Genomic DNA, 18,985 nt, shown 5'->3' with positions numbered 1-18,985 from the left:
CCTTGCGGATCTCGGTGAACATGCCGACAGCGCGTTCACGCAGCTCGGTGGGGTAGTTGCTTGCCGGTCGTGCCATGGCTTCATTCTCCTAAGAAGTGAAGCCTCCGGACAACCCGGTGCGGTTCACTCAGCCAATTTATCGAACATCGACCGCCGACTCCACCTCAGTCCATGGATCGAGGTTTAGTGGTCGTAGTGACTACTAACAAATTGCGAAATGCATCAACTGGATCAAGCGCACCCAAATTCTCAGTTCAGGTGGACGGTTCCTCCATAGCAGTGCGCGCAACTGCCCCATAACGTGGTCCACGTCACTTTCGCCGACGAGAGCCGAGCCGCACATGCCAGCAGAAACGATGAAGCCCGAGATCGAATCACGGGTGGTCAAAAAGGTCGCCTTACGCATCATTCCGTTCCTCGGGCTGGCGTATTTCGTCAACTACCTAGACCGCACCAACATCGGCCTCGCCAAGCTCACGATGAGCGACGAGCTGGGGCTGAACGAGACAATGTTCGGCCTCGCGTCGGGACTCTTCTTCATCGGCTACCTCGTGTTCGAGGTGCCCAGCAACCTGGCGCTGCACAAGTTCGGCGCCCGCCGCTGGATCGCCAGAATCATGCTGACGTGGGGAGTCGTTGCGTCCGCATGGCATTCGTGCCCACCGCAGAGTGGCTTTACGGGATGCGCATTCTGCTCGGTATTGCCGAGGCAGGCTTTTTCCCCGGCGTGCTGCTCTATATGACGATGTGGTTCCCGCGGGCCTACCGTGTCCGGCTGATGGGCTTGTTCCTGCTGGCGCTTCCGGTGTCCTCGGCGTTCGGTGCGCCGCTCTCCAGCGCGATTATCCAGTACTGGGACGGACTGTTCGGCCTGTCGGGCTGGCGCGTGATGTTCCTGTCTGAGGGCATCCCTGCCGTGTTGTTGGCCGTCGTGACCTGGTTCTATCTCACCGATCGCCCCTCGCAGGCGAACTGGCTTGCCGACGACGAAAAAGCATGGCTGACCAACGAACTCGAATCGGAGGACTCGGAGAAGGGCTCACACATCTCCGGCTCGGTCAAGCGTGCACTCACCGATGCGCGGGTCTGGATGCTCGGTCTGGTGTACTTCGGCATCACGTACGGCCTGTACTCGCTCAGCTTCTTCCTGCCGACCATCGTTGCCGGCTTCAAGAAGACGTTCGACACCGACTTCTCACTCGTCACAACCGGTCTCATCGTCGCGGTCCCGTTCGCCGTCGGTGCCGTGGCCATGGTTCTGTGGAGCCGGCACTCGGACGGAACCGGCGAACGCACCTGGCACGTGGCCATCCCGACGCTGATCGGTGCGGTCTCCATCCCGTTTGCGCTCTACATGGACTCGCCCTTCACCACGATGCTCGCGGTCACGGTCAACGCGGTCGGCGTCTTTTGTGCTCTGCCAGTCTTCTGGTATCTCCCGAGCACGTTCCTGACGTGTGCGGGCGCCGCGGCGGGCATCGCAATCATCAACTCTGTGGGCAACCTGTCAGGATTCGGCGCGCCCTACGTCACGGGATGGCTATTCGACGCGACGGGTAACGCGAAAGCGGGACTGTGGGTGGTCGGCGGAGTGATGTTGATGGCCGTCGTATTGATCATCCTGCTGCGTAGTCGGGTCGGAGTCCGGCAGGTCCCCGATGAGGACTCCGTACTTAGTCATTGAGCGCAAACAAGCAGGATTGAGTCGGGCAATTTCGTGCATCATGCTCAGTTCGAAACACACCTATTGAGCGATCTGACGATTATTGGTTCCCTCAACCTTCGATAGGAACATTGCAGATGACGAAGAGCTTCCTGCTCCCCGACCTCGGGGAAGGGCTTACCGAGGCCGAACTGATCAGCTGGCTCGTCGAGGTCGGTGACACCATCGAGTTGAACCAGGTGATCGCCGAGGTCGAGACCGCCAAGGCCTCGGTCGAACTGCCGTCGCCGTACGCCGGTGTCGTAACCGCGCCTCGGGCAGAAGAGGGTACGACGGTCGACGTCGGCACCGCCATCATCGACATCTCCGACGGTACTGAGGCTCCGGTGGAGGCGCCGTTGAAGGACCCCGAGCAGGCAAAAGAGCGTGTGCCGGTCCTCGTCGGCTATGGCGTTGCAGGAGAGGGGAAGAGTCGTCGAGGTAGTCGGCGAACCGACGTATCCGAGCCGGTGAAGTCCGAACAGTCGAAGTCCGCGTCGAACAAGCCTCTGGCATCCCCGCCGGTTCGGTTCGTTGCCCAGCAGGAGGGCATCGATCTAGCCGACGTGACCGCTACCGGGACGCACGGAGAAATCACGCGCGACGACATCGCGTCGTACATGTCCCGTGAAGAAGCGCCGGTAGTTCAGGACGCCGGCCCCGCTTCGGGAAAGAACGAGAATCGCACGCCGATCAAGGGAGTGCGCAAGCACACCGCCGCCGCGATGGTGTCGAGCGCTTTCACCGCCCCGCACGTCACGGAGTTCGTCACCGTCGACGTGACACTGACGGTCGAGCCGCTCGAAAAGCTCCGGGCTACCAAGCACTTCCGCGATATTCGCCTGACGCCCCTTGCATTGGTTGCGAAGGCCCTGATGGTTGCGCTGCGTTCCAACCCGAGCCTCAACTCGGACTGGGACGAGCAGAATCAGGAGATCGTCACCAAGGGATACGTCAACCTCGGAATCGCTGCGGCAACGCCGCGCGGTTTGATGGTGCCGAACATCAAGGATGCGCACAAGCTCGGCCTGAAGGATCTGGCGCAGTCGCTCGTGGATCTGACGGCGACGGCCAAGGAAGGCAAGACAGGGCCGGCGGATCTCGCCGACGGCACCATCACCATCACCAATGTCGGCGTGTTCGGCGTGGATTCAGGAACCCCGATTCTCAACCCGGGTGAGGCTGCGATCGTGTGCTTCGGTGCGATTCGCCGTCAGCCCTGGGAGTTCGAGGGTGAGATTGCTCTGCGGTCGATGACGACTTTGAGCCTCTCGTTCGATCATCGTCTCGTCGAAGGCGAGCAGGGTTCGCGTTTCCTGGCCGACATCGCGTCGTTGCTGTCCGATCCGCTGAACCTGGTGGCTCTGTCATAAGTGACGCTGTCATTACTGATGTCGTAATCCTCGGCGGGGGATCGGGCGGATATGCCGCGGCGTTCCGTGCTGCTCAGCTAGGACTGTCCGTCACGCTGATCGAGAAGGACAAGGTCGGCGGCACCTGCCTCCCCCGCGGCTGCATCCCGACCAAGGCGCTGCTCCACGCCGCCGAGGTAGCCGATACCGCCCGCGAGAGTGCGTCGGTCGGAATCAAAGCTTCGTTCGACGGCGTCGACATGGCGTGTGTCCATGCCTACAAGGACGGCGTCGTCGCCAAGCTCTACAAGGGGGTGCGACGCTGGCGGTAAAGATTCGTGGACAAAGGAATCGACGGTGTAGGGGTCATCGCCAAGGGTCGTGGCCGCAAACCGGGCCTGGTGTCGGGAACCGTGGAGGAAGTGGTTCACCTCACCCACACAGAGCGACCTGCTGATGGGTCCCCACCCACTGGACCACCTGCACGATGGCCGCACGGATGTCCATCGGGAGAGACTCCGTAGCCAAGAACTTGGCCGACCACGGACTGAAACCCTGGCGAGTGGACACATCCAAGGCCAGCAACGACCCACTGTTCGAGGAGAAACTCGCCGGCGTAGTAGGGGTGTACCTCAATCCGCCTGCGCGGGCAGTGGTCTTCTCCTTCGACTGGGGGCACCTCCCGCTTGCTGGGGCGAAAACGCAGTGTCAAGCACTGGACCGTACTCAACCGTCGCTGCCGATGAAAAAGGGTCGCGCCGGGACGATGACGCACGACTACAAGCGCAACGGCACAATCGACCTGTTCGCCGCGATGAACATCGTCGCCGCTCGCACCTGCACTTCACACCGACCTCGAGTTCCTGGCTCAACCTGATCGAACGCTGGTTCAACGAACTCACCGACAAACGACTGCGCCGCGGAACCTTCAGCAGTGTCGCCGACCTCACCGACGCCATCACCACCTGGGCCTGGCCACTGGAACACCAACCCCACACTGTTCGTCTGGAAGGCGCACGCCGACGACATCATCGCGAAAGTCCGACGCGGACGAGACACTCTCAACCAGATCAATTCACAAACGGACCACTAGTGCCCCAAGGGCGGTGCGACCTCGGCTCTCTGGAGCGGAGCGGAGCGGCTAGAGCTGGAAGACCTTGCCCGGGTTCAGGATGCCGTGGGGATCGAGGGCGTTCTTCACCGAGCGGTGCATGTCCAGCACTACCGGGTCCAACTCCTGCGCCAAACCGTCCATCTTGAGCAGCCCGACGCCGTGTTCGCCGGTCACTGTGCCACCGAGTTCGAGTGCCGCATCGATGATCTCCGCAAACGCTGCCTGCGCGCGTGTTCGAGCCTGAAGGTCGTCGTGTGGGGTGATCAGCAGCGGATGCAGGTTGCCGTCGCCGGCGTGCGCGATGTTCGCGATGGTGGTGTCGTACTTGATCCCGATCTGTTCGATGCGCGACAGCATCTCGGGCACATGCTTTTTCGGTACGCACACGTCCTCGGTCAATACCGGTCCGAGTCGTTCCATCGCGGGGTAAGCCAGCCTACGAGCAGAGAACAGCGCGTCGGCTTCCTCTTGATCGGTCGATACCGCGGACCACGTTGCGCCTGCCTCGTCGAAGCACGTCAGCATCTTCTCGGATTCCTGATCGCCGATGAGGCCCGGTGTGTCGATGCGGCCAAGCAGTACCACGTTCGCCTCGACCGAGAGCCCCATGTTTTTCCAGGCGTCGACTGCAATGAGGCACTGCTTGTCGATCAGTTCCAAAGCCGACGGGGTCAATCCTGCGGCGGCGACGGCAGCTACAGCGCGCCCGGCGTCGACGATGGAGTCGAAGTAGCCGGCGATCGTGCGCTGCGGATCCTGCAGCGGACGTAGTTTGAGGGTGATCTCGGTGATGATGCCGAGAGTTCCCTCGGAGCCGACCATCAGGCCTGCAAGGTCGTAACCGGCAACACCTTTGGCGGTCTTGCGACCGAGCCGGACGAGTTCGCCGGTGCCGGTGACGATCTGCATGCCCATGACGTAGTCGCGCGTCACGCCGTATTTGACGCAGCACAGCCCTCCGGCGTTGGTGGCGACGTTGCCGCCGATGGTGGACCACGGTGCACTGGCCGGATCCGGGGGGTACCAGAGGCCCTGTTCGGCGACCGCTGCCCGCAGGTGGTCGTTGATGACACCCGGCTCGACGACGGCGTAGCGCTCGAGCTGGTCGATCTCTTTGATCGCGTCCATGCCGTCGAGTGCGAGTACGACGCATCCCTCGATGGCATTGGCGCCGCCGGACAGCCCGGTCCCGGCGCCGCGGGTGACGACGGGCGCGCCGTGGGCGAGACATGCCCTGACGACGGCCTGGACTTCCTCGGCGGTGCGGGGGCGCACCGCGGCGGCGGGTGCCGCGTACGGCGCCCATTCGGCTTCGTCGTGCTGGTAGGACGCGATAACGTCCGGATCGAGCACGATGCGGTCCGCGGGGAGTGCCTTCGACAGCGTTTCAACGAGCGGGGTTTCCACAGGCGAGGTTTCGACGAGCATGTCTCGACTGTAGCTGTGAGCTGAGTCTCCGCCAATGTAGGTTTCATCTATGGTGGACCGGAAAACATGGATGCAGTTGCTGCTCGACGAGGCCTCGGTCGAGGATCTCGAGGCGCATCGACTCAGCGTTCCCGACGACGTCGACGACGCCCATGCCGCGCTCCGCCTGCGCGCGCAGCTCGACCAGCGGCGTCAGCGCAGCTCCGAACTCGCTGCCCTCAACGACATCGCCGTCCGGCTCACCACGGTCCGCGACGACCGGTCGCTGCTGCAGGAGGTCGTCGACCAGGCGCGCAGGCTGCTCGGGGTGGACCTTGCCTACATAGGTTCGGCCTACGGCAACTATTTCGTCATCGAGGTGACCAGTGGTGCGCTCACCCCGCAGTTGGTGGGACTCCGTTTGGCGCGGGACCAGGGTCTGGTCGGTTTGGTGATACGCAGCTCGGCTCCGGCGTGGACGCACGACTATCAGAACGAGCCGGCGTTCCTCCACATCACTGGTGCCGACAGTGCCGCCCGGTCCGAGAACATGCGCGGCCTGCTCGGTGTGCCACTGAGGGTGGGCGAACGCGTGATCGGCGCGTTGTTCGCCTGCAAACGGCAGGAGCGGGACTTCACCGAGAGTGAGATCGCGCTGCTGTCCGCGCTGGCGGCGCACGCGGCGGTCGCCATCGAAAACGTTCGTGCCATCGAGCGACTCGAATCCCTCAACGCTGAACTGTCGACGAGAACGGCGGAGCTCGAGAAGACGCTGCAATGGGACCGCACCCTGACGCAGGTAGTGCTGAGCGGGGGAGGTGTGCAGCGGCTGATCAGGGAGGTCGCAACCCTATCCGGCAAGAAGGTTCGATTCCTGAACGCTCAGGACGTCCCGGACGATGAGGATGCCGCGTCGGTCGTTCAGCGTTGCCGCGCCGGAAGTGACACCGCCGCAAGTGACACCGTTATCGGCCACCGGGTCGCCGCCGCCGGACAATTCCTGGGAACGCTGATTGCCTACGGGGACGATTCCGAGACCCGCCTCCTGCTCGACCGAGCTGCACCGGCACTCGCGCTCTCGCTGGCGGAGGAACGCGCGGCATCGGAGGCCGCCCGCCGGGCTCAGGATGCTTTCCTCGTCGATCTTCTGACGCATCCGGCGTCGACACCCGACGACGAGCGTCGACAGCTCCGGCTCGCCGGCCTCACCTCTGAGAAGTCCTATTGCATAGCGGTCGTTCTGGGGAGCACACGCGCGGCGATCCCGACGTCCGCCGGTACCGTCGTCGCCGAGCACGGTTCGAGGATCCTCGTGGCGGTTCCCGCCCGTGATTCATCGGCGGCACGTTCGGTGTTCCTCTCGGGCACCGTGGGGATTTCTGAACCTGCGCGCGGATCCGAGGCGCTGGCGAAGGCCTACCTCGAAGCGCAGCAGACCGTCGACGTCCTGACCACCCTCGGCCGGGTGGGGGATGTATCTTCGGCGAGAGGTCTTGGAATCTACCGAATTCTGTTGAGCCACTTGGCACGTGAGCACCTCGATGAACTGAGCGAGGAGCAGCTGGGGCCGCTGATGGCCGAGCAGAACAAGCGGGGAGTTCCGTTACTGGACACTTTGTCGGTGTATCTCGCGCACGGCCGTCATCATTCGGCGACGGCGTCGAGCCTGGGGGTTCACGTCAATACCCTGTATCAACGGCTCGACGCGATCGACCGCCTCATCGGCAAGGACTGGCGAGACCCCGACAAGGCGCTCGACCTGCAGGTGCTGATGCGATTGCGTCGGAGCGCCGACCTACTGGGGAAGTGACCTCGCAAATTCCAGCAGTGCTGCGTTGAACTCCTTGGGTCGGTCCATGTTCGCGGCATGGCCACACTTGTCGAGCACCACGGATCGGGAGTGGGGATTGTCCGTGAACGAATGCGCGTACGGCCAGAATTGGCTCTCGCGGCCGGCGAGCATCAGTATCGGAACATCAGCTCCTACAATCACTTCCCGCCAATCAGCGAGCGCATGATCCTGCAGCACGGCTTTCATCGGGACACTGTCACATTGTTGAACGCGGCAAACTGGGAGAATATGGCGTGACCACTCCAACGCCGTCGTACAAAGGCCACCGCTACCCGGTCGAGATCATCAACCACTGCGTGTGGTTGTACTTCCGGTTCCCGCTCAGCTTTCGTGAGGTTGAGGAACTCATGCTCGAACGCGGTGTCGTGGTCAGCTACGAGACGATCCGGCGGTGGTGCGCCAAGTTCGGGCAGGCCTACGCCAACCAACTGCGCCGACGGCGGGCGCGGCCCGGTGACAGGTGGTACGTCGATGAGGTCTTCATCAAAATCAACGGCAAACTGCATTATCTATGGCGGGCGGTCGACCAGGACGGAAACGTGCTCGACGTGCTGGTCCAGTCCCGCCGAAACGCGTTGGCGGCCAGGAAGTTCTTCCGTAAGATCCTCAAGGGTTTGCAGTATGTGCCGCGGGTGATCATCACCGACAAGCTCGCTAGCTACCAGGTCGCGCACCGCGAGCTGCTGGGATCGGTTGAGCATCGTCGGTCGAAGTATTTGAACAACCGGGCTGAGAATTCCCATCAGCCGACCCGACAACGCGAACGGGCGATGAAACGCTTCACCTCACCTGGGCACGCGCAGCGATTCCTGTCCGCGTTCAGCGGCATCTCGCCGCATTTCCGGCCCAACCGACACGGACTCTCGGCGCCCGAATGGCGTACCGAGATGGCCGACCGCTTCGCGGTCTGGCAGGAAGTCACCGCGACCGATGTCGCCGCCTGAAAGTGAACGGCCCGGCGGTGTCCCGTAGCAGTCTGTCCCAAACTAGCTGTGCGGCTACGTTTTTGGATTAACGTGACAGTGCCACCGCGACAGAGTCGTTCGCATCTTCTGAGCATCGGCGATCTCGGCCAACACCTCTGGATCGCACTTGCGATACAACTGCTCCACCGCCGGCCACACCTCACCCTCAGCGTCACCGAGGCCCGGGCGCTTCATCAGATCCAACACCGACTGCTCGGCCGTCGCCACCAACACGGCACCCAACTCGGTGTCGATGCGTTCCGCATCCAGACGTGCGGTATTGCGGACGACGAACCGAACCACCGCCTGCCGATCCGCCAACCGAATCGGGTCATGTCGCGTCGGGACCGCCACCACAGCCGTCGCCAACGCCCGCGGAATCACACCGTGCAACCGAGCCGCACTCACCCCCATCACGACTGCGTCATCGACACCGTAGGCAGCGACCGCGATACCGGCTGCTGCAGCCTCCAGGCCCGGCATCCAACCCGTCCCAACCTGATTGTCGGGCACCGCCGCGTAGAAGCCCGTCGCCACCCGATGCAGCAAACCCAGGTCCGTCAGCCGCACGAGCTCGGCCCGCGGGTGCGCATACACCTCAGCCGCCGTCGCGGCCCGCACCATCCGCATCGGAAGACGAGCAAACTCGGGAGGTAACCCGGTCTGACGGCGTCGAACATCGCCCGAAGTCACGGACACCTCCGTCAAGTATCGGATACGTAGGCTTCAAGCCTACAGAATCGACACTGACCGCAACACCCCAAACGAACGCCGACGCCACCTGCCCAAGCCATGCGCATCCACCTGCATCCACACGAACGCTCACCGGAGTTGGCAACGAGTTGTGACATTCTGTGACACCGAGCCCCCGATCCTGCCGGTCTACGGGCAAATCCACAGTTCACGAACACCGCACAACCCCAGGTGGACGAACCAGGCTCGCACCGGAAACGAGCGGCCGAAACAGGCTAAAAAGAAGAGGCCCCAACCATTTTCACTGGTCAGGGCCTTCTCGACGAGCCTCCTAACGGGATTGAACCGTTGACCGCTCGCTTACAAGGCGAGTGCTCTACCGCTGAGCTAAGGAGGCGTACTTGCGAGCCCATAGTATCCGTTGATCGGACGCTCAGCCAAAGCAGGTACCTTGTCGGTGGATCACCCCAGCTATCGGCAAAGACGGACATGACTTTCCTGCAAGACCTGACAACCTCTCTCGGTCGGCTCACCGGCGACCGTCGCGCAACCATCGATACCCCCACGGCGGCGCCGTCGCCGATGCGGCCGATCGACCTCAGCGACGATGCCGTCGTCGCCGAGGTCCTCGATCTGGCGGTCCGTGTCGGTGAGGTGCTGTTGGCCTCGGGAACGTCGGCGATCGATACCGCAACTCAAGTTCAGTACATCGCTGCTACCTACGGTCTGGCGCGCTGCGATGTCGACGTCACGTACAACTCGATCACCCTGAGCGCCCACCGCGGCCCGACGCGCCCGCCGTCGACGACGATGCGCATCGTTCATTACCGCTCGATGGACTTCACCCGTCTCGCCGCGGTCGACCGATTGATCCGCAGCGTCCGTACCAGGATGCTGACCCCCGACGTCGCCCGTGAGGCGCTGAACAACATCACCACCGCGCCTCACCCGTACAACCGTTGGATCGCGACGTTCGCGTGGTCTGGGATGGCGGCGTCGATCGGCGTCCTGCTCGGCGGCGGTGTCCTCGTTGCCGTGGTGAGCTTCCTGACGACGATGGTGATCGACCGTATCGGCCGCATCCTCAACCGTGCGGGGCTTCCGTTCTTCTTCCAGCAGGTCGTCGGCGGCTTCGTGGCAGCGACACCGGCCATCACGCTCTACAACTTTCAGGATCAGCTGGGCGTGTCCGTCTCACCGTCACTCGTCATCGCTGCCGGTGTGACGGTGTTGCTCTCAGGCCTCTCGCTCGTCGGCTCGGTGCAGGACGCCATCACCGGCGCTCCCATTACCGCGGTCGCAAGATTCTTCGAAGTGTTGATGATGACCGGCGGCATCATCGCCGGCGTCGCGACGTCACTGAAGATCGCCTCGATCCTCGGCAGCAACCTGCCGTTGATCACCAACACTGCACCTCCGGACATCACCGAAGTGCCGACGAAAGTACTGGCCGGTGCCGCGGCTGCGCTCTTCTACGCGCTTGCCTGCTACGCCGAGCGCCGCGCGCTCACCGCAGCATTCCTGGGCGGCTTCGCGGGCTCGCTCGTGTCGTTGATCGTGCAGACGCTCGACACCGGGCCGATCATCGCGTCGGCCTTCGCGGCCACCGTAGTCGGTTTGGCCGGCGGCCTGATGGCTCGTCGCGCGCTGATTCCGCCGTTGATCGTCGCCGTTGCAGGCATCACGCCGCTGTTGCCGGGCCTGTCGCTGTATCTCGGCCTGTACGCAATGCTCAACGATCAGCTGCTGCTCGGCATCAGTTCGCTGTTCGCGGCGTTCGGCATCGGCTGCGGCATCGCGGCAGGCGTCACCCTCGGTGAATGGGGAGCACGCACCCTGCGCAGGCCGCGCATACTCGCGCGTACCGAAGAACTGCTACGCCCGACACTTCGGCGCAAAGAAGAACCGCGCCGACCGATTGTTCGTCGGCGACGCGGTCCGGTGGAACTCGAAAAGAAGAAAGCTCAGGCCTCGGGAGTTCCCTCAGCGGACTGACGTGCAGCTGCGTCGGCCTCCATTGCTTCGCGGAGGCTGCGCGGGCGCATGTCGGTCCAGTTCTTCTCGACATACTCCAAGCAAGCACCGCGGCTGTCTTCACCGAATACAACGCGCCAGCCCTGCGGGACGTCGGAGAACGTCGGCCACAGCGAATGCTGATCCTCGTCGTTGACCAGCACGAAGAAACGGCCGTCTTCGTCATCGAACGGATTGGTACTCATCTCGCCTCACTCGTCGCATACATATATCGGCAGTCTTCATGTCCGAAGTGCCCCCCAGACCCTAGCAACGCACGATACGTCATGGGTTCGTCAGCTCCGCAGAAACTCCAGTACTGCCTCGTTGATCGCCTCGGGGCGCTCCAGATAACCGTAGTGACCGACATCGGGAATCTCTACGTACTGGGCGTCGGGAATGGCTTTGGCGAGCTCGGCACTCAGGTACGCCGGGATCATCCGGTCGTGCTCGAAACCGATCGACAGACACGGCACCCCGATTTTTCCGTACGCAGCGCCGCGGTCGAAGTTCTCATCCATACCGAGCTGTGCGCGCACGCCCGGCGATGTCGGAGCAACGGAGAATTCGAACAGGTCCAGCCAGTCACGCGCGGACCGAGGGTCGGCGAGCGTTGTCGGAGACAGGTTCATCGCAGCGGTGATCGCAGCCGCGTACTTCGGAGGCAGCGCGGTCTTGGTGTCGGCGACCGCCCGCTCCCCTTCACCGAGGGTTTTCTGGAATTCGTCGAGCCGGGCATGACCGGCGAGGAACACGGCCTTGCGGACCAGGTCAGGCCTGTGCAGCGCGAGTTCCTGCGCTACCCGCGACCCCATCGACGTCCCGACGACGAAGGCCTTCTCATCACCCTCGCGCACCAGCTCGATGAGCCCGGCGGTGTCGGCAACCAGGTCGCCGATGGTCATTCCGTGCACGCTTTCCGACGACGGCGCGATGCCCCGATTGTCGAAATAGCAGACGCGGTAGCCGGCCTTGACCAACTCGGGAACCTGGTGCAGCTCCCACACTCGGCCGGGGCTGCCAGTACCCATGATGAGGATCACCAGATCACCAGAACCCTTGACCTGGTAATTCAATGAGATCCCGTTCACGGTCGCGATGGGCATGTAGCTCCTTCTGTTTTTGCAGTTGCTCGCGATGAGTTTACGACCGATCGGGTTTCCAGCGCACACCACGGGGTAGTCCTCGGCAGGCACATGACCGTCCGGCAGGCCGAACGAATTTTGCGCAAGGAGTGCTGCACATGACCGATGAGAATGCATCAGAGGAAGCCAGAAAAGGCCTGTTCGACGCCGCAAAAGGCAAGGCCAAAGAGGTTGCGGGTGCGCTGACGGGCAACGACTCGCTCACCACCGAAGGCCAGTTGCAGGCCGCACAGGCCCGCGAGAACAAAGAAGCGAAAGCCACAGCACTTGCGGCCGACGCCCAGGCCGCGGAGGCCGGCGAGGATCTGGCGGCGGTGAAGAACACCGCGGACGCTCAGCGGGACGCCGCCGCACAGAGCGCGAAGGTCTCCGAGAACGAGGCCAAGCGCGACCAGCAGGCCCAGCGCGTGGCGGCTGAGCAGAACAAGGACCGAACAGTCGACGCAGCGGTGACCGATGCCGAGGTCGACGCGACTGCCGAGCAGATCGAGGCTGTGGCCGAAGGGCAGGCCGATGTCGCTGCTGCCACGAAAGACGAACTGGGAGCCGTCGTCGAACACAGCAAAGACGTATCGGACGCCGACGCGGCACGCGCCGAAGCCGAACGCATCCGCCGCAACGCCTGAACAGGAGCAATGCATTTCATGAACGTTCTCGAGATCCCACTGTCCATTTTAAAGTTCCAGTACAAACTCGTCCGAATCCCTCTGGGAATCTTCGAAGCCAAGGTGGTCGACACCTTGGACCCCGAAGCTCCGGCCCGACTCGCGTACGAGCGCACCGTCGGCTCGCTCGACAAGAAGGTCGGAAGCATTCTCGGTGACTCCGAGACCGCGCAACGCGGCGCCGATCAGGTGAAGCATGCCGACGACCTCGCGCGGGCCGTGAAGTTGGAGGCGCAGGCGGATGCAGCCGAGGCTGCAGCCGACGCGAAGCTGCGGACTGCTCGCGAGACCGCGGAGAACGAACGGGTCGCTGCCGAGAGCGCCGCGCAACAAGCAGCTCAGGACGCTCGCGCGACGGCGGACAAGCGTAAGGCACAGGCGGCCGAGCAGGCCGACGAGAAGGCGGCTGCGGACAAGAAGAAGGCCGACGACCTCGCGGCATCCCGCGCCGCATCCGCACGTGAGGCAGAGGCGAAGCAGAAGGCTCGGATCGGCAAGGTCGAGAAAGCCGCGGCCGCACCGGCAGAATCTGAACTCGCCGATGCAGCCGAGCACCAGGAGCAGGCGGAGGACAAGAAGGCCGAAGCCGAGCGCATCGAGAAGCTCTTCCTGGTGGAGAAAAACAAGGACTGATCTCGACAGCGGGCTGGTGGCTCAGCTTTTCTCGCAACCGACGGGGTCCCGTTGGTTTCGAGAAAGGTTGGGCCGCTGCGGTCATTCGTGCCGCAAACCCCTGAACGTCGCGCGGTACGCACTCGGCGACACCCCGATCTCGGACATCAGTTGCTGCCGCATCGACGTCGCCGTGCCGAACCCGGCGTCTTCCGCCACCCGTTCGATCGAGTGATCGGTGTTCTCGAGTAGCTCACGTGCCCGGCGGAGACGTTGACCGGCAATCCATTTCGACGGTGATATTCCCACTTCTGCCGAAAATTTACGAGTGAACGTACGCACACTCATGGATTGCTTCGCGGCCAGCACGTCGAGGGTCAAGGGTGTTGCGAGATTTGCCAGTGCCCAGGCCCGCGCTTCTGCGGTCGATGCTGCGGCAGACCTCGGCACCGGGGTATCGATGTACTGTGCCTGCCCACCACTACGGTGGGGCGGCACCACCGTCCCGCGGGCAACGCGATTCGCAACAGTCGATCCGAAGTCCGAGCGAATCATGTACAGGCACAAATCGATTCCCGATGCCTCGCCCGCGGCCGTCAGGATGTTGCCGTCGTGCGTGTAGAGGACGTTCGGGTCCAGATCGACGCTCGGATACAACTCGCGGAACTTCTCTGCCGAGGCCCAATGCGTCGTCGCGCGTCGACCGTCGAGCAATCCAGCTGATGCGAGTACGAAAGCGCCCGTACAGATCGAGGCTATGCGCGTACCTTCTGGAACGCGATCGAATACCGCGTTGTCGGCGAGCGGGTTCGGGCCGTAGTCGAGGTCCGATGCGGGCACGATCACGGTGTCGGCGCCCGCGAGCGCGTCGAGTCCGCGTGTGACGTGAATGTCCACGTCGGAGTCCGTTCTGACCGGCCCTGGCGTCGTCGTGCAGGTGACGACGTCGTACAGCGCCGCTCCATCCTCGGATCTCGCTTGCCCGAACAGTCGATGGACCGACCCGAACTCCATCGCCAGAAGCCCGTCGCGAACGAACACGACCACCTTGTGCGCACCCATGGCCGGATTCTTTCACATATTGTCCACTCGGCCACTGTTGCCTTCACGATGCTGCTGACAGGCTTGCGAGATGAACATTCTGTGGGTATTTGCGCATCCCGACCAGCGCTCGTTGAACGCTTCGCTTCGCAGTGCTGCTGTGGAAACATTGACCGGCGAGGGGCACACCGTCCGCCAATCGGATCTGTACCGAATGAACTGGAATCCTGTGGTCAGCGCCGACGACTATGCCCACGATCACGCCGAGCGACTCTATGTGGCGACGGCGTCGAGCAGAGCTCTCCACACGGGAACGCTCGCCGCTGACATCGTCGCCGAACAAGACAAGCTCGACTGGGCGGATGCAGTGGTACTCCACTTTCCGCTGTGGTGGTTTTCCATGCCTGCGATCCTCAAGGGCTGGGTCGATCGCGTGTTCGTGGAGGGGTTCGGCTACGGAATCCGAAGTGAAACAGGCGGATCGATGCGCTACGGCGACGGACGGATGGCAGGCAAGCGCGCCATGATCGTCACGAGCACGGGCGGCAGCGAGCACACGGTGTCCGAGCGCGGGATCAACGGTGCTCTGGCCGACCTGCTGTTCCCGATCCAGCATGGGATCTTCTGGTACACAGGCATGTCCGTCGTTCACCCGGTATTGATTCCCAGTGCCGACCGCATCACCCCACCCGGCTACGAAGTAGCGGTGAAGGAATTGACGCGGCGCCTGGGCTCACTGTTCACCGACGATCCGATTCCGTTTCGGCGTCAGAACGGCGGTGATTACGACGAGAAGTTCGTCCTACGCGAGGAACATTCTTCGGGATCCGGGGTGCGGGTACACGTGGCTGCGCCACCCGTGCGCGTTTAGGTACACGCTGGTGTCATGAAACGCGCACCGGCGGCGGAGCCGCACTCTCCCACGCCGACCACAACTGCGCGTAACGCCCACCGGCAGCGACCAATTGCTCGTGCGGCCCCTGCTCGACGATCTTGCCGTGCTCGAGAACCACAACCCGGTCGGCGGAGGCCGCCTGCGTCAACCGGTGCGCCACGATGAGAGTGCTCCGGCCGCGGGTAGCCGCTGCCGCCGCAGTTTCGAGGTCGCGTGCGCCGGAGCTGCCGGCCTCGGCGGTGGCCTCGTCGAGCACCGCCACCAAGGGATCAGCAAGAACCAAGCGCGCCAATGCGAGCTGCTGCGACTGCGCGGACGTCAACTCGTGCCCGCCCTCGCCGACTACGGTGTCGAGGCCGTCGGCCAGCGCAGCGACCCAATTCTCGGCACCGACAGTCGCGATAGCCGCCCGAACCTCGGCGCGGTGCGCATGCGGAGCCGCGAGAAGAAGATCGTCGATCAGCGGACCTGCGAAAACGTGGACTTCCTGGCTGACGATCGCGATGTGGCGTCGCAAACCTTCGGCACCGAGATCGTCGAGACAGACGCCGCCGATGTGCACAGTTCCCGACGTCGAGTCGATCGACCCGGCCGCGATGGCCGCGATCGTCGACTTGCCCGCGCCCGTCGAACCGACGAGTGCCACACTCTCACCTGCCGCAACGGTCAGGTCGATTCCGTGCAGCACCTCGTGCCCGGACTCGTACGAGTGCCGAAGCCCGGTCACTTCGAGCGTGCCGTCGACCGGCGTCGCCCCGGAGCCCTGTGCCCGCTCGTCGGGAATGTCGATGACGCCGACCAGACGCGCGAGCGAAGCTCCGGCGGACTGCACATCGTCGAACGAGAACATCAGCATGCCAATGGGATTGAACAGCCGGTGGAACAGCAGCGCGGCGGCGGTGACCTGACCGACGGTCACGTGGCCGTCCTGCACGAACAGGAAGCCTGCCGCGAGAATCACCGACAGCCCGACGCATTCGGCGCGGTTGCTTCGCGCTCCGAAGCGAGTGAACAGGCGGAACACGTCGACGCCGATATCGCGCGCTTTGCCCGACGCCGTGTCGATCTCGGCCAGGTGCGCGGTTTCGAGTCCGTAGGCCCGGACGGTCCGAGCACCCTGCATGCTGCTGATGAGTGCCTGCGATCTCTCCCCCATGGCGACGCGCTCGGCGGCATAGAGCGGCGCAGATTTGGGCAGGTACCAGCGCAGAGCCAGCACGTACATCGGGATCGCGACCATCCCGGCGAGTCCGAGGCGCCAATCGAGGCTCAGCATGGCAACCACACTCAGCGACACCAGCAGCAGCGCCGAGACGATATTGGGGATGACTTCGCCGATCGACTTCGCCATGACGGCGACATCGTCACCGACGCGAGAGAGCAGGTCGCCCTTGCCGACTCGTTCGAGCGTATCGATCGGAAGGTGGAGCGCACGCGCGAGCACCCGCTCTCGCAGCGCGGCCAGCATCGTTTCGCCCAGCTTGCTGATCGTGTACGAGCTCAGGGCGGTGAACACGCCGCCGACCACCGCAGCGACGGTGATGATGACGACGACCGAGATGATCGTCGAGGTGGGTGCACCGTCGGTGACACTGTCGACGAGAACACCGAACACATACACCGGAACGAGCGACATAGCCGCTGCGACAGCACTGATAGCGAGAGTGAGCAGACCGAGTCCGCGTCGGGCCTTCACCTGTTCGGCCAGATAGGCCCACGATCGTTTCCCGGTTGCAATGGGTAGCAATTGCGTGGATGTCACAGCGCTCATCTCAGGACCGTCTCCTTGTAGCGCGCATTGCCTGTGGCGAGATCGTGGTGAGTGCCTTCGGCAACGACGTGCCCGTTGTCTATCAACAGAACCCGGTGCGCCACCGCGAGCAGAGCGGGACTCGTGGTGATCAGCACGGTCGTCTGGCCAAGCTCATCGGAATGCCGAAGTTCCCTGATACCTGCTGCAATGGCATGTTCGGTAACAGCGTCGACCGCAGTGGTCGGGTCGTGCAGCACCAACACGGGCGCCGAAACAGCCAGCGCACGAGCGAGAGCCACTCGCTGTCGTTGCCCGCCGGACATGCTCGCACCGCGGTCGGTGACGGCGTGATCGAGTCCGCTCTCGTGCATTGCGACGACATCCGTTGCCGCCGATGCAGACAGTATCCGGTCGAGTTCACGATCGGTGCGCTCTCGTCCGGCGATGACGTTGGACCGGACGGTGCCCGCGAACAGGTCGGTGTTGTGTGGTTCGACGAGGACGGTGCGTCGCACTTCGGGAAGTCCGAGTTCACCAATGGCCAGACCGCCGATAGTGATGCTCCCGAGATAGTCGTCGGCTCCGACCTGCCCAGACAACACCGCAGCGAGTGCTTCGCCGTCCTGCGCGCGCAACGCCGCCACGCCGAGGAGCTCACCGGGTGCTGCCGACAGATCCAGTCCATCGAGCGAGCGGTAGGTAATTCCCGTGGCCACCACGTCGGTGGCCGTCGGCGATACGGAACCGCCTTCTGCCAGAACGTGATCTGCACCGAGGACGAGAGCCAACCGATCGGCCGAACCGCGAACCACAGCGGCGACGCCCGGCAGGCGAGACATCGTCGTCAGCGGTTCGATGACGAACTGCGAGAGACCGACGACGGTGATCAGCTCACCGACCGAAATCCGGCCCTGCAACGCGAACAACCCGGCAGCGCCGGCGATACCGACCGACAACAGCGCAGAAATAGTCGTCGAGAAGCCGAGGTAGACGCTGTTGGCCTTGGCCATGTTCATCGTCGCGTTCAGGGCAGTTCGACTCGACACCAGGAATCGATCCGACGCCGCGTGCTCGGCGCCGATGCCGCGCAACGGTCGAACGCCACTGACGAGATCGGTCGCCATGCCGGACACCCGCGCCACTTTCGCCTGCTGATCCGATGCACGCCGCGTCAGAAGCGGCGCTGCCTTCTGCAGCAGATACATGATCACCGGCGTACCGACCAGAACGGCGAGCCCGAGAGGTATGTCGATGATCAGCAGTGCGACGGCACTGACCACCGTCGCCGTGACAGCCGCGACCGTGCGCGCGATGACATCGAGAATCCACGACGTCTTCTCCGCGTCCGACGTCGACACCGTCAGCAGTTCGCCGGAGACCAGATCGGTCCTGACCCCGCGCGGATGCAGTACACGGGCGGCCACCTCGACGCGCATCATGTGAGCCTCACGTTCGATGGCGACAACGATGATGCGGGCACCGAATCGGTACGCGTAGGAGAGGACGACGAACAGCCCGACAAGGCCGAGCAAGGACAAAATCATTGCTCCCCCGTCGCCGGTGTCGATCGCCCGCCCGACGATGAGTCCGATAGCCACCGGAACCATGGTTTCGCAGAACTGGTGCACGGAGAAGAAAAGCGAGGAGATGATCATCCGAGCGCGCTGACGGATCACGGTGCGCCGAAGAATGGCACTACCGGTCAGAGTAGTCGGCACGGTCGCCCAACCGCAGGAGAAAAGGACATTAGCCGACCCTAAACCATTCCTCCAGTTT

Annotated in this window: 15 protein-coding genes, 1 tRNA gene and 3 pseudogenes; 10 read left to right on the top strand and 9 right to left on the bottom strand. The window is 63.5% G+C overall.

Annotation, left to right across the window (positions count from 1 at the left end):
- Positions 1-341 precede the first annotated feature (341 nt).
- The 4 genes and pseudogenes from QMK17_RS18635 to QMK17_RS26515 form a co-directional block, all read left to right on the top strand.
- Positions 342-1,684, top strand: a pseudogene (locus tag QMK17_RS18635) (MFS transporter).
- Positions 1,685-1,800: 116 nt separating this feature from the next.
- Positions 1,801-3,075 (top strand): dihydrolipoamide acetyltransferase family protein, encoded by a 1,275-nt coding sequence (locus tag QMK17_RS18630; protein ID WP_283510780.1) that lies wholly within the window; start codon positions 1,801-1,803, stop codon positions 3,073-3,075.
- Positions 3,072-3,374 (top strand): annotated as a pseudogene (locus tag QMK17_RS18625) (FAD-dependent oxidoreductase); the annotation flags it as partial. The gene QMK17_RS18630 and the pseudogene QMK17_RS18625, both read left to right, overlap by 4 nt.
- A gap of 296 nt (positions 3,375-3,670) precedes the next feature.
- Positions 3,671-4,147, top strand: a pseudogene (locus QMK17_RS26515) (hypothetical protein); the annotation flags it as partial.
- 48 nt (positions 4,148-4,195) lie between these two features.
- Here QMK17_RS26515 and QMK17_RS18615 read toward each other — a convergent pair.
- Positions 4,196-5,596: an FAD-binding oxidoreductase gene (locus QMK17_RS18615; protein WP_283510778.1), complete on the bottom strand. Its 1,401-nt coding sequence runs from the start codon at positions 5,594-5,596 to the stop codon at positions 4,196-4,198.
- Between the two features lie 70 nt (positions 5,597-5,666).
- Between QMK17_RS18615 and QMK17_RS18610 the strand changes: the two genes are divergently transcribed.
- On the top strand, positions 5,667-7,385 hold the full coding sequence (locus QMK17_RS18610; protein ID WP_283510786.1) for a helix-turn-helix domain-containing protein: 1,719 nt from the start codon (positions 5,667-5,669) through the stop codon (positions 7,383-7,385).
- Here the strand turns inward: QMK17_RS18610 and QMK17_RS18605 are convergent.
- On the bottom strand, positions 7,371-7,613 hold the full coding sequence (locus QMK17_RS18605) for an alpha/beta fold hydrolase (protein ID WP_283510777.1): 243 nt from the start codon (positions 7,611-7,613) through the stop codon (positions 7,371-7,373). The genes QMK17_RS18610 and QMK17_RS18605 overlap by 15 nt on opposite strands.
- 47 nt (positions 7,614-7,660) lie before the next feature.
- Here QMK17_RS18605 and QMK17_RS18600 point away from each other — a divergent pair, with 47 nt between their 5' ends.
- Positions 7,661-8,371: an IS6 family transposase gene (locus QMK17_RS18600; RefSeq protein WP_283510776.1), complete on the top strand. Its 711-nt coding sequence runs from the start codon at positions 7,661-7,663 to the stop codon at positions 8,369-8,371.
- 54 nt (positions 8,372-8,425) lie between these two features.
- On the opposite strand, the gene QMK17_RS18595 is transcribed toward QMK17_RS18600, so the two are convergent.
- Together QMK17_RS18595 and QMK17_RS18590 are read right to left on the bottom strand one after the other, a co-directional pair.
- A complete protein-coding gene (locus tag QMK17_RS18595) occupies positions 8,426-9,085 on the bottom strand; it encodes a type IV toxin-antitoxin system AbiEi family antitoxin domain-containing protein (RefSeq protein ID WP_283510775.1) in 660 nt (219 codons plus the stop codon).
- Positions 9,086-9,410: 325 nt separating this feature from the next.
- A tRNA-Thr gene (locus QMK17_RS18590) sits at positions 9,411-9,482 on the bottom strand.
- Between the two features lie 92 nt (positions 9,483-9,574).
- Between QMK17_RS18590 and QMK17_RS18585 the strand changes: the two genes are divergently transcribed.
- Positions 9,575-11,080: a threonine/serine ThrE exporter family protein gene (locus tag QMK17_RS18585; protein WP_283510774.1), complete on the top strand. Its 1,506-nt coding sequence runs from the start codon at positions 9,575-9,577 to the stop codon at positions 11,078-11,080.
- Here QMK17_RS18585 and QMK17_RS18580 read toward each other — a convergent pair.
- Both QMK17_RS18580 and QMK17_RS18575 read right to left on the bottom strand, forming a co-directional pair.
- Entirely contained in the window at positions 11,050-11,304 is a 255-nt protein-coding gene (locus QMK17_RS18580; protein ID WP_115965245.1) for an MbtH family protein, read from the bottom strand. The genes QMK17_RS18585 and QMK17_RS18580 overlap by 31 nt on opposite strands.
- Positions 11,305-11,394: 90 nt before the next feature.
- Positions 11,395-12,204, bottom strand: coding sequence for an alpha/beta fold hydrolase (locus QMK17_RS18575; protein ID WP_283510773.1), 810 nt, complete (start codon positions 12,202-12,204; stop codon positions 11,395-11,397).
- 137 nt (positions 12,205-12,341) lie between these two features.
- Between QMK17_RS18575 and QMK17_RS18570 the strand changes: the two genes are divergently transcribed.
- Together QMK17_RS18570 and QMK17_RS18565 are read left to right on the top strand one after the other, a co-directional pair.
- A complete protein-coding gene (locus QMK17_RS18570; protein WP_283510772.1) occupies positions 12,342-12,869 on the top strand; it encodes a general stress protein CsbD in 528 nt (175 codons plus the stop codon).
- A gap of 18 nt (positions 12,870-12,887) precedes the next feature.
- Positions 12,888-13,541 (top strand): hypothetical protein, encoded by a 654-nt coding sequence (locus tag QMK17_RS18565; RefSeq protein WP_283510771.1) that lies wholly within the window; start codon positions 12,888-12,890, stop codon positions 13,539-13,541.
- A gap of 81 nt (positions 13,542-13,622) precedes the next feature.
- Here the strand turns inward: QMK17_RS18565 and QMK17_RS18560 are convergent, their stop codons facing one another.
- Complete coding sequence (locus QMK17_RS18560) at positions 13,623-14,582, bottom strand: GlxA family transcriptional regulator (RefSeq protein ID WP_283510770.1); 960 nt, start codon at positions 14,580-14,582, stop codon at positions 13,623-13,625.
- A 70-nt stretch (positions 14,583-14,652) separates the two neighbouring features.
- On the opposite strand from QMK17_RS18560, the gene QMK17_RS18555 reads away from it, so the two are divergent.
- Complete coding sequence (locus QMK17_RS18555; protein ID WP_283510769.1) at positions 14,653-15,432, top strand: NAD(P)H-dependent oxidoreductase; 780 nt, start codon at positions 14,653-14,655, stop codon at positions 15,430-15,432.
- A 13-nt stretch (positions 15,433-15,445) separates the two neighbouring features.
- Here the strand turns inward: QMK17_RS18555 and QMK17_RS18550 are convergent, their stop codons facing one another.
- Both QMK17_RS18550 and QMK17_RS18545 read right to left on the bottom strand, forming a co-directional pair.
- Positions 15,446-17,227, bottom strand: coding sequence for an ABC transporter ATP-binding protein (locus tag QMK17_RS18550; protein WP_283510768.1), 1,782 nt, complete (start codon positions 17,225-17,227; stop codon positions 15,446-15,448).
- Positions 17,224-18,864 carry an ABC transporter ATP-binding protein gene (locus QMK17_RS18545; RefSeq protein ID WP_283510785.1) on the bottom strand — a complete coding sequence of 547 codons (1,641 nt, stop codon included), beginning with the start codon at positions 18,862-18,864 and terminating at the stop codon, positions 17,224-17,226. The genes QMK17_RS18550 and QMK17_RS18545 overlap by 4 nt, the downstream gene beginning before the upstream one ends.
- Positions 18,865-18,985 lie beyond the last annotated feature (121 nt).

This window comes from Rhodococcus sp. G-MC3 (assembly GCF_030063335.1).
Lineage (GTDB): Bacteria > Actinomycetota > Actinomycetes > Mycobacteriales > Mycobacteriaceae > Rhodococcoides.
Note: the sequence above shows the minus strand (reverse complement) of the source record. Positions and strands in the feature narration are given on the sequence as shown.

Bases quoted from the DNA above. Each gene is read 5' to 3' on its own strand.
- QMK17_RS18560 (WP_283510770.1), bottom strand. From the start codon at position 14,582: ATGGGTGCGCACAAGGTGGTCGTGTTCGTTCGCGACGGGCTTCTGGCG.
- QMK17_RS18630 (WP_283510780.1), top strand. From the start codon at position 1,801: ATGACGAAGAGCTTCCTGCTCCCCGACCTCGGGGAAGGGCTTACCGAG.
- QMK17_RS18605 (WP_283510777.1), bottom strand. From the start codon at position 7,613: ATGAAAGCCGTGCTGCAGGATCATGCGCTCGCTGATTGGCGGGAAGTG.
- QMK17_RS18615 (WP_283510778.1), bottom strand. From the start codon at position 5,596: ATGCTCGTCGAAACCTCGCCTGTGGAAACCCCGCTCGTTGAAACGCTG.
- QMK17_RS18610 (WP_283510786.1), top strand. From the start codon at position 5,667: ATGCAGTTGCTGCTCGACGAGGCCTCGGTCGAGGATCTCGAGGCGCAT.
- QMK17_RS18575 (WP_283510773.1), bottom strand. From the start codon at position 12,204: ATGCCCATCGCGACCGTGAACGGGATCTCATTGAATTACCAGGTCAAG.
- QMK17_RS18555 (WP_283510769.1), top strand. From the start codon at position 14,653: ATGAACATTCTGTGGGTATTTGCGCATCCCGACCAGCGCTCGTTGAAC.
- QMK17_RS18570 (WP_283510772.1), top strand. From the start codon at position 12,342: ATGACCGATGAGAATGCATCAGAGGAAGCCAGAAAAGGCCTGTTCGAC.
- QMK17_RS18585 (WP_283510774.1), top strand. From the start codon at position 9,575: ATGACTTTCCTGCAAGACCTGACAACCTCTCTCGGTCGGCTCACCGGC.
- QMK17_RS18565 (WP_283510771.1), top strand. From the start codon at position 12,888: ATGAACGTTCTCGAGATCCCACTGTCCATTTTAAAGTTCCAGTACAAA.
- QMK17_RS18550 (WP_283510768.1), bottom strand. From the start codon at position 17,227: ATGAGCGCTGTGACATCCACGCAATTGCTACCCATTGCAACCGGGAAA.
- QMK17_RS18545 (WP_283510785.1), bottom strand. From the start codon at position 18,864: ATGATCATCTCCTCGCTTTTCTTCTCCGTGCACCAGTTCTGCGAAACC.
- QMK17_RS18580 (WP_115965245.1), bottom strand. From the start codon at position 11,304: ATGAGTACCAATCCGTTCGATGACGAAGACGGCCGTTTCTTCGTGCTG.